The organism is Pseudomonas sp. DVZ6, assembly GCF_024259445.1.
GTDB lineage: Bacteria > Pseudomonadota > Gammaproteobacteria > Pseudomonadales > Pseudomonadaceae > Aquipseudomonas > Aquipseudomonas peradeniyensis.
The window spans coordinates 148341-160226 of sequence record NZ_JANCLM010000005.1; the positions used below are offsets into that span (position 1 = coordinate 148341).

Annotated in this window: 11 protein-coding genes; 5 read left to right on the forward strand and 6 right to left on the reverse strand. The window is 65.0% G+C overall.

All coding sequences use genetic code 11. From position 1 onward, the window contains the following. Positions 1-4 precede the first annotated feature (4 nt). Positions 5-1222, forward strand: a complete 1218-nt coding sequence (locus NMG10_RS04875) for a 2-octaprenyl-3-methyl-6-methoxy-1,4-benzoquinol hydroxylase (RefSeq protein WP_203652568.1) — start codon at positions 5-7, stop codon at positions 1220-1222. A gap of 33 nt (positions 1223-1255) precedes the next feature. Here the strand turns inward: NMG10_RS04875 and NMG10_RS04880 are convergent, their stop codons facing one another. Continuing rightward, positions 1256-2056: a phosphatase PAP2 family protein gene (locus NMG10_RS04880; protein ID WP_254463899.1), complete on the reverse strand. Its 801-nt coding sequence runs from the start codon at positions 2054-2056 to the stop codon at positions 1256-1258. A gap of 108 nt (positions 2057-2164) precedes the next feature. Between NMG10_RS04880 and hslO the strand changes: the two genes are divergently transcribed. From hslO to NMG10_RS04895, 3 genes are all read left to right on the forward strand, one after another. Continuing rightward, positions 2165-3067, forward strand: coding sequence for an Hsp33 family molecular chaperone HslO (gene hslO / locus NMG10_RS04885; protein WP_232854826.1), 903 nt, complete (start codon positions 2165-2167; stop codon positions 3065-3067). A 179-nt stretch (positions 3068-3246) separates the two neighbouring features. Next, complete coding sequence (locus NMG10_RS04890) at positions 3247-4788, forward strand: phosphoenolpyruvate carboxykinase (protein ID WP_186712112.1); 1542 nt, start codon at positions 3247-3249, stop codon at positions 4786-4788. Positions 4789-5004: 216 nt separating this feature from the next. Beyond that, positions 5005-5439, forward strand: a complete 435-nt coding sequence (locus tag NMG10_RS04895) for a thioesterase family protein (protein WP_186712110.1) — start codon at positions 5005-5007, stop codon at positions 5437-5439. On the opposite strand, the gene NMG10_RS04900 is transcribed toward NMG10_RS04895, so the two are convergent. The 5 genes from NMG10_RS04900 to fdhD form a co-directional block, all read right to left on the reverse strand. Further along, positions 5429-6085 carry a response regulator transcription factor gene (locus NMG10_RS04900; protein ID WP_232854827.1) on the reverse strand — a complete coding sequence of 219 codons (657 nt, stop codon included), beginning with the start codon at positions 6083-6085 and terminating at the stop codon, positions 5429-5431. The genes NMG10_RS04895 and NMG10_RS04900 overlap by 11 nt on opposite strands. Before the next feature lie 118 nt (positions 6086-6203). After that, positions 6204-7013 carry a protein-glutamate O-methyltransferase CheR gene (locus tag NMG10_RS04905; protein ID WP_232854828.1) on the reverse strand — a complete coding sequence of 270 codons (810 nt, stop codon included), beginning with the start codon at positions 7011-7013 and terminating at the stop codon, positions 6204-6206. Positions 7014-7222: 209 nt separating this feature from the next. After that, positions 7223-7702: a glycine zipper domain-containing protein gene (locus NMG10_RS04910; protein ID WP_050703337.1), complete on the reverse strand. Its 480-nt coding sequence runs from the start codon at positions 7700-7702 to the stop codon at positions 7223-7225. Positions 7703-8052: 350 nt separating this feature from the next. Next, entirely contained in the window at positions 8053-10398 is a 2346-nt protein-coding gene (locus NMG10_RS04915; RefSeq protein WP_254463900.1) for an FdhF/YdeP family oxidoreductase, read from the reverse strand. A gap of 8 nt (positions 10399-10406) precedes the next feature. Further along, a complete protein-coding gene (gene fdhD, locus NMG10_RS04920) occupies positions 10407-11234 on the reverse strand; it encodes a formate dehydrogenase accessory sulfurtransferase FdhD (protein WP_254463901.1) in 828 nt (275 codons plus the stop codon). 175 nt (positions 11235-11409) lie between these two features. On the opposite strand from fdhD, the gene lysM reads away from it, so the two are divergent. Continuing rightward, positions 11410-11850 (forward strand): peptidoglycan-binding protein LysM, encoded by a 441-nt coding sequence (lysM, locus tag NMG10_RS04925; RefSeq protein ID WP_050703342.1) that lies wholly within the window; start codon positions 11410-11412, stop codon positions 11848-11850. Positions 11851-11886: the final 36 nt, after the last annotated feature.

Sequence of the window (11886 nt, forward strand, 5' to 3'; positions counted from 1 at the left end):
GGAAATGCGCGCAGATCTGTTGATTGTCGGTGCCGGTATGGTCGGCAGCGCCCTGGCCCTGGCCTTGCGCCACAGTGGTCTGGAGGTGCTCCTGCTTGATGGCGGCCCGATGACGGTCAAGCCGTTTGACGGCGAGGCACCTTTCGAACCACGGGTCAGTGCCCTGTCGGCCGCCAGCCAGCGCATTCTCGAGCGCCTCGGCGCCTGGGACGGCATCGCCCGGCGGCGTGTCTCGCCGTACTCGGACATGCATGTCTGGGACGGCAGCGGCACTGGCGAGATCCATTTCTCCGCGGCCAGCGTGCATGCCGAGGTGCTGGGTCATATCGTCGAGAACCGCGTGGTCCAGGATGGCCTGCTGGAGCGTCTGCACGACAGCGATGTCGGGCTGCTGGCCAACGCTCGCCTGGAGCAACTGCGCCGCTCCGGTGATGAGTGGCTGCTGACCCTGGCCGATGGCCGCAAGCTGCGCGCGCCGCTGGTGATCGCCGCCGATGGCGCCAACTCGGCGGTACGCCGCCTGGCCGGCTGTGCAACACGTGAGTGGGATTACCTGCACCACGCCATCGTCACCAGCGTGCGCTGCAGCGAGGCACACAGGGCCACGGCCTGGCAGCGTTTCACCGACGAAGGCCCGCTGGCGTTCCTGCCGCTCAGCCGCGATGGTCGCCAGGACTGGTGCTCGATCGTCTGGTCGACCACCCCGGAGCAGGCCGAGCAGGCCATGGCGATGGACGACGCGGCCTTCCGTCAGGCTCTTGAGCGGGCTTTCGAGGGGCGTCTGGGCGATGTGCTGGAGGCAGATCCGCGGGTCTGCGTGCCGCTGCGCCAGCGCCATGCCAAGCGCTACGTGGAGGAGGGGCTGGCGCTGATCGGTGATGCGGCTCACACCATCCACCCATTGGCCGGGCAGGGAGTCAACCTGGGCTTTCTCGACGCCGCGGTGCTGGCCGAGGAACTGGTCCGTGCCTGCGAGCGTGGCGAGCGCCTGGCCGATGTGAAGGTGCTGAGCCGCTTCGAGCGGCGACGGATGCCGCACAACCTGGCGTTGATGGCGGCGATGGAGGGCTTCGAGCGTTTGTTCCAGGCCAATCCGCTGCCCCTGCGCTGGCTGCGCAACAGCGGCTTGAAGCTGGTAGAGCAGATGCCCGAGGCCAAGGCGCTGTTCGTGCGCCAGGCCCTGGGGTTGTCCGGGGACTTGCCGGAGCTGGCCAGGGCTTGAGGGCCGGGGCCGCCTGGCGGCCCCGGCAATGGATCAGGCGGTGCGCATCACGCTCATGCGCCCGACCAGCGGCAGCTTGCCGAGCAGGCCGAACAGCGGCACCGTCCAGCGCACCAACGCCTCGCTGGCCTTGGCCGCCAGGGGCGTGTGGCAGCTCCAGCCCAGTGCCAGCACCGCCATCAACAGGCCGCCGATGTAGTCGTCCTGCCCCCAATGGGCGCCGGCCACCAGGCGCGGCAGCATGAACAGCAAGGCCAGTGCCCAGATCACCAGGTGCTGCACCAGGCGACGGCTGAACAGGCTCATGAACAGCGCCCAGATCAGCAGCACCGAGGCGTGGTCACCCGGGAAACTCTGGCTGGAGCGGTCCTTCAGTTCCCACTTCGCTTCCATGTGCGGATAGAAGTCGCTCAGGTGCACGGCGTCGTCGAACACCATCGACGGGCTGTTGTGTTGCCAGCCCATTGCGCTGACCCACTTGGAAAACAGCGCGCGAATCACCACTAAGAGGAGTAGGGTCACCAAAAAGCCGAAAAAAGCCTGGCGCGCTTGGGTAGCCCTGAATACCCAATCGCCGCGGATCAGCAGCGACAGCATGATCAGGCCGACCAGGATGTCGAAGGGGCGCAGGCTGCCGACTGCCCAGATCGACCGCCAGACCAGGTTGTCGGCCAGTGGCGCATTGAGGCTGTGGAATAGCCATTCGTCGAAAGTCAGGCACAGGATCTGGCCAACGGGCCACAACCAGAAACACAGTAGTGCGATGGGCAGCAGGGTGCAGGCTGCCAATGGTCCCCAGGACCACCTTGCTTGGAACAGTGGTCGATTGTCCATAAAATACCTCGATATCCAGCAGGAAGTGAGCGCCTTGTGAGCGCTCTGCGACGGACCTTTCGGTCTCCTGTAATTATTTTGTAATCATTTTTAGAAAGCCAGACAACCATGAGCGACTTGCCAGATACCGATTTCACTCAACGCTTCCTGTTCGACGACCGCGACGTGCGCGGCGAGATGGTCGCGCTGGAACGCAGCTACGCCGAGGTGCTGGCCAAGCACGCCTACCCGCAGCCGGTAAAGCATCTGCTCGGTGAACTGATGGCCGCCGCCGCGCTGCTGGTCGGCACCCTGAAGTTCGACGGGCTGCTGGTGCTCCAGGCGCAGTCCCAGGGCCCGGTGCCGCTGCTGGCCATCGAGTACACCAGCGAGCACGACATCCGTGGCCTGGCGCGCTATGAAGCCGAGCAGATCAAGGTGGATGCCAATCTGGCCGACCTGATGCCGGGCGGTCACCTGGTGCTGACCATCATTCCGGTCAACGGCCAGCGCTACCAGGGCACCGTCGAACTGGACGGCAAGGACTTGTCGGAGTGCTTCACCAACTACTTCGTCATGTCACAGCAGGTGAACACCTGCATCTCCCTGGCCGCCGATGGTGCTCGCGCCCGTGGCCTGCTGGTGCAGCAACTGCCGGCCGAGATCCACAAGGACAGCGAGGACCGCGAGGAAAGCTGGGCCCACGTCAAGGCCCTGGCCAGCACCGTGAAGACCGAGGAACTGCTCGGTCTGGACAACGAAACCGTGCTGCACCGCCTGTACCACGAGGACGCGGTTCGCCTGTTCGATATCCAGCCGCTACGCTTCCGTTGCAGCTGCTCGCGCGAGCGTTCCGCCAACGCCCTGGTCAGCCTCGGCGAGCAGGATGCCAAGGCGCTGGTGGCCGAATGCGGCGGCCAGGTCGAGATCGATTGCCAGTTCTGCAACGAGCGCTATCTCTTCGATGCAAGCGATGTCGCGCAATTGTTTGCCGGTGGCGGCACCGAGGCGCCGTCAGAAACTCAGCACTGAAACGGTTAACTACAGGAAAAACTCCTGTCGAATTGCGCAAAAACGCAGTTCTGACAGGAGGGGCCTACTTTTTTTGGGCGTTTCTGGCATAATCCGGCCACTTTTTTCGCTGTAGTAGTTTTTTCGAGACGACTACAAAACGTTTGGAGCACTCGGCCTCGGGCCGGATGGGGTATCTCATGACGCAAGCCAACAACACCGTGTACACCGACCTGAGCGTCGATGAGCTGGTAAAAGAAGCGCTGTCCCGCGGTGAAGGCGTGCTGGCCGATACTGGCGCGCTGGTGGTGGAAACCGGTCATCGCACCGGCCGTTCGCCGGCTGACCGTTTCATCGTCGAAGAACCGTCCACCCAGGACCAGATTGGCTGGGGCCCGATCAACCGCAAGTTCCCGGCCGACAAGTTCGATGCCCTGTGGGACCGCGTCGAGGCGTTCAACAACGCCCAGGATCACTTCGTTTCCTACGTTCACGTAGGCGCTGCGGCCGAGCACTACCTGCCGGTCAAGATGACCACCCAGACCGCCTGGCAGAACCTGTTCGGCCGTTGCCTGTTCATCAACCCCGAGCAGTACAACCCGGCTGGCCGTGGTGAGTGGCAGATCCTCAACGTTGCCAACTTCGAGTGCGTGCCTGAGCGTGACGGCACCAACTCCGATGGCTGCGTGATCATCAACTTCGCCCAGAAGAAGGTGCTGATCGCCGGCATGCGTTACGCCGGTGAAATGAAGAAAGCCATGTTCTCGGTGCAGAACTTCCTGCTGCCGGCCGCCGACGTGCTGCCGATGCACTGCGCCGCCAACATCGGCGAAGAGGGTGACGTCACCCTGTTCTTCGGCCTGTCCGGCACCGGCAAGACCACCCTGTCGGCCGACGAAAGCCGTTACCTGATCGGTGACGACGAGCACGGCTGGGGTGAGGGCGTGGTGTTCAACATCGAAGGCGGTTGCTATGCCAAGTGCATCGACCTCTCCGAGAAGAACGAGCCGGTCATCTGGAAAGCCATCAAGCACGGCGCGGTGCTGGAAAACGTCGTGATCGACGCCAACAAGCACGCCGACTACGCCGACGTGAGCCTGACCCAGAACAGCCGTGCCGCCTATCCGTTGGCGCACGTCGAGAAGGTCTCGGCAGAGAACCTGGGCGGCGAGCCGAACGCGGTCATCTTCCTGACCTGCGACCTGACCGGCGTACTGCCTCCGGTGTCGATCCTGAACAACGAGCAGGCGGCCTACCACTTCCTGTCCGGCTACACCGCGCTGGTCGGTTCCACCGAAATGGGTTCGGGCGGCGGCATCAAGTCGACCTTCTCCACCTGCTTCGGCGCACCGTTCTTCCCGCGTCCGGCCGGCGTTTACGCCGAACTGCTGATCAAGCGTATCAAGGCGTTCGGTTCCAAGGTCTACCTGGTCAACACCGGCTGGACCGGTGGTGGCTACGGCGTCGGCAAGCGTTTCAGCATCCCGACCACCCGTGGCGTGATCGCTGCCATCCAGAGCGGCGCTCTGGTCGGTGCCGAAACCGAGCACCTGGACATCATCAACCTGGACGTGCCGAAGGCTGTTCCAGGCGTCGAGACCGAACTGCTCAACCCACGCAACACCTGGGCTGACAAGGCTGCCTACGACGAAGCCGCCAAGGGCCTGGCCACGCTGTTCACCGAGAACTTCAAGAAGTTCGACGTTTCCGACGCCATCAAGGCCGCTGGTCCGCAGCTCTAAGCTGCTGCCGGTTCGGAAGAAAAGCCGCCCTTCGGGGCGGCTTTTTCGTATCTGAAAGCCCGCTTTGGGTGCTGTGTCTACTGAGGCTATCGCAGGGAAGGCCAGCTCCTACAGGATTTACACACCGTTCCTGAAGGTTTGTCGGATAGCCGCATCAATACAGCACGGCCAGAATCTGTTTCACTTGCAGGGCACCCACCAGAAAGCAGATGCCTCATGACAGAATCCCCCCAACGCTCCGCCTTCTCTCATTTTCACCCCATCCTTACGCGCCCGCAGGACAACGACCATAACGGTCACCTCGCCGGCGCCACCGTGCATGCCTTCTTCGAAACCGCCATCCAGGCCTTCCTGGTCGAACAGGCCGAGCTGGACCTGCGCGACGGTGAGCTGGCCGGCTTCGTCGTCAGCTCGGCGGCGGACTTCTTCGCCTTGCCGGGCTTTCCCGACGTGCTCGAGGTGGGCCTGGGCGTGACACGCCTGGCGGGCAGTACCGTGGAGTTCCGCCTGGCGCTGTTCCGCCCGGGCGAGGCCGAGGCCTGCGCGGCGGGGAGTGTGGTGCAGGTGTTCATCGAGCGGGCCTCGGGGCGTCCTGTGGCGCTACCGGAGACGCTGCAGCTGATCCTCGCCGGGCTGTCGCTCAATCGTTGAGGCGAATGATCCCCTCGCGCACGGCGAACAGCACCAGGCCGGGCACGTCGTGGATCTGCAGGCGGTGCATGATCTGCGAGCGGTGAGCCTCGACGGTCTTGATGCTCAGGCCCAGGCCGTCGGCGATGGAGCGAGTGGTCTCGCCACGGGCGATCAGGCGCAGGATCTCCAGTTGGCGGGTGGTCAGCGGCGGTGTCTGGACCTGACTGACGACGCGCTTGCGGCTGTGCTTCAGGGCCTGGCCGATGACCATCGGCAGCACCGCCGACGACAGGTACTGGCCGCCACCACGCAGGGTCTGCAGGGCCTGCTCCAGTTCGCTCACCGTGGCGCTCTTGAGCAGGAAGCCATGGGCGCCCAGTTGCAGGCAGCTCATCACATGCTCGAGCTCCGAGCGTGGCGAGAACATCAGCACCCGGCAGGCAGGGGCGCGGATGAACAGCTCCTGCAGGGCCTGCTGGCTGTCCAGCTCGCCGCTCATGTCGAGCACCACGATGTCCGGCTTGAGTTTTTCCGCAAGGCTCACGGCCGTCATGGCATCGCCGGTGTCGCCCACCACGACGAAATCTTTCTTCTGTTCAAGCAGGGCACGCAGGCCGGCGCGGAAGAGCGGCGAGTGATCGGCAAGCAGGATTCGGCAGGGCATGGATAAGGGCCTGTTTCGCAAGGGAAGGGGGGCGGCAGGCCTGCTCGATCCGAAAGCGCACTGCCGCGCGGTTGCGCGATCAGTCCTTGTCTGCCGATGGGCGCGGCAGTGCCTCTTATCATAGGCGTTCGAACACCGACGGCAGTAGTGGACGCAGGGGCAGGCCCAGGGCGTGGACGCTCTCGCTGTGACCGATGATCATCAGGCCACCGGGGCGCAAGTGTGCCAGCAGGCGCTGGAGTACCTCGTTCTTGTACCGTGGCGCCAGGTTCGACAACAGGTTGCGCAGCAGGATGACGTCGAAGCGGCCGAGCTGTTCGGGCAGGGGCCGGATCAGGTTGAGCGCCTCGAAGCGCACCTGCTCGCGCAGGGCCGCCGTGACCCGCAGCCGGCCAGCCATCTCGTCGACGCCGCACAGGCAGTGGCGGGCCAGCCAGCCTTCGGGGAAGTAGCGTGCCTGGGCGATGTCGTAGATGCCGGCAGCGGCGGTCTCCAGCAGTTGTGGGTCGAAGTCGCTGGCCAGCACCTGCCAGTCGGGATGGCGGGCGTTTTCGGCGGCGACCATGGCCAGGCTCCAGGCTTCCTCCCCGGTGGCGCAGGCGGCGCTCCACAGGCGTGCGGGGTGGTCAAGGTCGGCCAGCCAGCGGGCCAGGCATTCGAAGTGGCGATGCTCGCGAAAGAAGTAGCTGTCACGGGCGACCAGCAGGCGCAGCAGGTGCTCGTGCTCCTCCGCGCCTCGGGGGCTGTCGAGCAGGGCGAGGTAGCGTTCGAAGTCCGTCAGGCCCAGGGCCTTGAGGCGCTTGTGCAGGCGCGCCGCGACCACGGCACGGCGATCGTCGGCCAGTTGCACGCCGGTGGCCTGCACGACCCGCTGGCGAATTGATGCAAAGCTGGCTTCGCCGAGCAGTGGCGGGCGACGACCGGGCATCCTTCAGCCTCTCCTGGCCCGGGGCAGACAGACGGGGTCGGTGATGATCGTGCGCATTCCCTGCGTCCTGTGCTTGATCGAAACAGCGATGATAACTAGTGGCTAGTGGCCTCCATATCGGGGCAGCCCCTAATCCTCTGGCGGGTATGCAAACGAAAAGGCCCTGCCGATGAGGGCAGGGCCTTAGGCCTCGGGCGTAAGCCTGGCCATCAGTCATGGCGCCAGTGGCGCTTGTGCTTGCGATGGCCGTAGTGGTGGCCGCGGTCGTAGTAGCGGCGATCGTCGTAGTCGCGACGGTAGCGACGTTCGTGGCGTTCGTCTTCGTCGGCCTTGTTGCCCATGTAGTTGCCCAGTGCGCCACCAGCGCCACCACCGGCGGCTGCGCCGATGTAGCTACCGGTGGTGCCGCCCACGGAGCGACCCACCACGTTGCCGCCTGCGGCGCCCAGTGCGCCACCGATGGCCGCTTCGCCACGCTGGCGCTTGTCGGCACCCAGCGCACCGCCGGCCGCGCCGCCCAGACCGGCACCGATGGCGCCACCGGTGCTACCGCCGATGGAGTTGCCCACCACGGAGCCCAGTACCCCACCCAATGCGCCGCCAATGCCGGCTTCGGTGGTGCCGCCTGCCATGGCAACGCCGCTGAGCAGACCAAAAGACAACAACAGAATCGAGGAGTACTTCTTCATCAAGAGAGCCTCAGAGGGATGACGAAGCGGAATTTGAGGCTCGCCGAGGCGCCTGGCAATCGGAATCCGACGAGTAGCACGAGTTGTACACAATTCTCTAAGTTATTGAATTATGTATGAAACTTTCTCGATTTTCGGTTGTCTGAGCTATTTATGACGAAGCCCTGAACCGTTGCGGAACAGGGCTTTTTTGTGGGCGGAGCGCTTTGCCCCTGTAGGAGCGGCCTTGTACCGCGAAAGGGGTGCGAAGCAGCCCCACGATTTGTGCATCAAGCAGATATTGCCGGGGCCGCTGCGCGGCCCTTTCCGGCCGGTCCGACGCCTCGGCAAGGCCGCTCCTACAGGACGGTTCAGATGATGCGCCCGTCGTCCCGCGCCCGCTCCAGCTTGATGGCGATGAACTTCGACGTCGGCGTATGGCTGCCGTCGCCGATGCTTTCCAGCGGCACCAGCGGGTTCACCTCCGGGTAGTAGGCCGCCGCCTGGCCGGCGGGAATGTCGAACGCCAGCAGGGTGAAGCCATGCACCCGGCGCACATGCTCATCGCCCCACAGCGACACGATGTCGACCTTCTGCCCTGGCTGGAAGCCCAGGCGGACGATGTCGGCTTCGTTGACGAACAGCACGTCGCGCTGGCCGCGCACGCCGCGGTAGCGGTCGTCCATGCCATAGATGGTGGTGTTGTACTGATCGTGCGAACGCATCGACTGCATGATCAGGTCCGGCAACTGGCCGCTGGCGCGCACGCGCTCGTCGAGCAGGCTGTCGGGCAGCAGGTTGGCCTTGAAGTTGGCGCGGCCGCTGGCGGTCTTCCACTGGCGGCTGCCGGCGCTGTTGCCCAGGTAGAAGCCGCCGGGCAGGCGCAGGCGTTCATTGAAGTCGGCAAAGCCGGGGATGGTGTCGGCGATCAGGTCGCGGATGCGCGCGTAGTCGGCCACCAGCCAGTGCCAGTCCACCAGCTGCTTGCCCAAGGTGGCGGCGGCGATGCCGGCGACCACGGCCGGCTCCGAGCGCATCTGCCGGGACAGCGGCTTGAGCTGGCCGTTGGAGGCATGGACCATGCTGAACGAGTCCTCCACCGTCACCGCCTGCGGGCCTTCGCCCTGCAGGTCGATATCGGTGCGGCCCAGGCACGGCAGGAGCAGCGCTTGCTTACCGTGAACCAGGTGGCTGCGGTTGAGCTTGGTGCTGATGTGCACGGTCAGCTCGCAGTTGCGCAGCGCCTGCGCGGTGCGCTCGGTGTCCGGCGTGGCCTGGGCGAAGTTGCCGCCCAGGCCGATGAACACCTTGGCCCGGCCGTCGAGCATGGCGTGGATCGCCTCGACGGTGTTGTGGCCGTTGTGGCGCGGCACCGGGAAGCCGAAGCGCTTTTCGAGGGCGTCGAGCAGGAAGACTGGCGGGCGTTCGTTGATGCCCATGGTGCGGTCGCCCTGCACGTTGCTGTGGCCGCGCACCGGGCACAGGCCGGCGCCCGGCACGCCGAGGTTGCCGCGCAGCAGCATCAGGTTGACGATTTCCTGGATGGTCGGCACCGAATGGCGGTGCTGGGTGATGCCCATGGCCCAGCACATGATCACCCGCTTGCCTTTGCAGTACATGCGCGCCGACAGTTCGATGTCGGCCAGGGTCAGGCCCGATTGCGCCTGGATCTGCTCCCACGGGGTGGCATCGACCGCTGCCAGGTACTCGTCCACGCCATGGCCGTGCTCGGCGATGAAGGCATGGTCGAAGATCGCCGGCTCGCCCTTGGCCTGGGCTTCACGCTCCCACTGCAGCAGGAACTTGGCCATGCCGCGCAGCAGCGCCATGTCGCCGCCCAGGGCCGGTCGGAAGAACGCCGTGTTGGTCGGGCGGTCAGTGTTGGTCAGCATTTCCAGCGGGTTCTGCGGATGCTGGAAGCGCTCCAGGCCACGCTCCTTGAGCGGGTTGACGCAGACCACCTGGGCACCGCGCTTCACCGCGTCACGCAGCGGGTCGAGCATGCGCGGGTGGTTGGTGCCGGGGTTCTGACCCAGGACGAAGATCGTGTCGGCGTGCTCGAAATCGTCGTAGGTGACCGTGCCCTTGCCCACGCCGACGCTTTGACCCAGCGCCACGCCACTGGCCTCGTGGCACATGTTCGAGCAGTCGGGGAAGTTGTTGGTGCCGTAGGCGCGCACGAACAGCTGGTACAGGTACGCCGCCTCGTTGCTGGCCCGGCCGGAGGTGTAGAACTCGGCCTGATCAGGGCTGGACAGGTTGTTCAGGTGACGGGCGATCAGGGCGAAGGCCGCGTCCCAGTCGATCGGCCGGTAACGGTCGGTGACTGGGTCGTAGACCATCGGCTCGGTCAGGCGGCCCTGGTATTCGAGCCAGTAGTCGCTTTGCTCGAGCAGCGCGCTGACGCTGTAACGGGCGAAGAACGCCGCATCGACGCGACGCTTGGTGGCCTCCCAGTTGACCGCCTTGGCGCCGTTCTCGCAGAACTTGACCATGCCGCTTTCGGGCGAGTCGCCCCAGGCGCAGCCGGGGCAGTCGAAGCCACCGTTCTGGTTGGTCTTGAGCAGGGCGCGAATGTTCTTCAGGGCGTTGTCGCTGCCCACCCAGGCCTTGGCCACGCTGCGCAGCGCGCCCCAGCCGCCGGCGGGTCCGGGGTAGGGCTTGTAGCGAGGGGTGGAGGCGGGGGCGTTGTCTGGCAGTTTTTCGTAGGAGGTCACGGCTGTTGCTACTCCGCCGCTGGGCTGAACACCCGCGGTGCGCTGTGTTTGGGCAGATGGATAAGGTTGAGGTTGTGCTTGCGCGCCCATTGCAGGGCCAGGCCCGTAGGTGCGGAGAGGCTGACCAGGGTCTGGATACCGGCGCGCAGGACTTTCTGGATCAGCTCCAGGCTGCAGCGGCTGGTGACGATGGCCAGGCCGCCCGCGGTATCGATGCGCTGGCGCAGCAGGGCGCCGATCAGCTTGTCCAGGGCGTTGTGCCGGCCGATGTCTTCGCGGCCCAGCAGCAACTGGCCGTCGCGGTCCATGAACAGCGCCGCGTGCACCGCGCCGCAGTGCTGGCCGAGGGGCTGGAAGGCGTCGATGCGCTGGCGCAGGTCCTTCAGCCAGTGCGCGGGCGGCAGCGGCGCGCCAGGCAGCACGTCCAGCTCGGGCAATGCCTGCTCCAGGGCCTCGACGCCGCACAGGCCGCAGCCGCTGGTGCCGGCCAGCTGACGGCGCTGGTTCTTCAGGTTCCAGAAGGCGCGGCTGGAGATCTCCAGGTCGGCATACAGCGCCGAGCCGCTGCCGGAGAGCTTCACGTCGTAGATTTCTTCGGTACCGGCGACGATGCCACTGCCCACGCTGAAACCGACGGCGAAGTCTTCCAGGTCGGTCGGGCTGACCAGCATCACCGCCTGGTTCAGGCCGTTGTAGACGATGGCCAGGGCCACTTCCTCGGCCAACGGCGTGCTTTCGCGAGCTGTGTCGGTGAGCTGGACGTAGTCGTAGGTGTTACTGGCGGCGGGCAGCGCAAAAGACGTGGACGCCGCGCAGACCGGTGGCTTGCTGTTCATCGGGGCGAATACCGGCTGGCAGTTTGACCCCACAAGCCTAGGCCCCTGTGCCGGTGGCGTCTAATCGCTAGCGTCTATGCCGTGATAGAGCGCGTCGATTGGTCGCAGTGGGGCGGGATGAGGGATCCTGGCCTAGACTCCTGCTTCCATGGATTCACCATCAAAGGAGCGCCACATGAGCCTGTTCAGTTTCGTGAAGGAAGCCGGCGAGAAGTTGATCGACCTGCTGACGCCGGGCAATGCCAATGCCGAGGAACAGTTGAAGAAGCACGTCCAGGACGTTGGCCTGGGTAACCCGAACATTTCGGCCACTGTAGAGGGTGACAAGGTCATTCTCAAGGGCGAGGTGGCCAGCCAGGAAGAGAAGGAGAAGATCATACTGGCCGCCGGCAATATCGCGGGGGTGGCTTCGGTGGATGACCAGATCACTGTCACCGGGCCCATCGCCCAGGCGGCGCGGTTCGTTACGGTCAAGAAGGGCGATACGCTGAGTGCCATCGCCAAGGCCGAGTATGGCGACGCCAACAAGTACAACAAGATCTTCGAGGCGAACAAGCCGATGCTCAAGCATCCGGACAAGATCTATCCGGGGCAGGTGCTGCGTATTCCGGATTAATCTTCATCGTCTGATCCGGCTCTTTCGTGGGTAAGG

Coding starts and splice junctions, on each gene's coding strand:
- NMG10_RS04875 (WP_203652568.1), top strand. CDS start 5: ATGCGCGCAGATCTGTTGATTGTCGGTGCCGGTATGGTCGGCAGCGCC.
- NMG10_RS04880 (WP_254463899.1), bottom strand. CDS start 2,056: ATGGACAATCGACCACTGTTCCAAGCAAGGTGGTCCTGGGGACCATTG.
- hslO (WP_232854826.1), top strand. CDS start 2,165: ATGAGCGACTTGCCAGATACCGATTTCACTCAACGCTTCCTGTTCGAC.
- NMG10_RS04890 (WP_186712112.1), top strand. CDS start 3,247: ATGACGCAAGCCAACAACACCGTGTACACCGACCTGAGCGTCGATGAG.
- NMG10_RS04895 (WP_186712110.1), top strand. CDS start 5,005: ATGACAGAATCCCCCCAACGCTCCGCCTTCTCTCATTTTCACCCCATC.
- NMG10_RS04900 (WP_232854827.1), bottom strand. CDS start 6,085: ATGCCCTGCCGAATCCTGCTTGCCGATCACTCGCCGCTCTTCCGCGCC.
- NMG10_RS04905 (WP_232854828.1), bottom strand. CDS start 7,013: ATGCCCGGTCGTCGCCCGCCACTGCTCGGCGAAGCCAGCTTTGCATCA.
- NMG10_RS04910 (WP_050703337.1), bottom strand. CDS start 7,702: ATGAAGAAGTACTCCTCGATTCTGTTGTTGTCTTTTGGTCTGCTCAGC.
- fdhD (WP_254463901.1), bottom strand. CDS start 11,234: ATGAACAGCAAGCCACCGGTCTGCGCGGCGTCCACGTCTTTTGCGCTG.
- lysM (WP_050703342.1), top strand. CDS start 11,410: ATGAGCCTGTTCAGTTTCGTGAAGGAAGCCGGCGAGAAGTTGATCGAC.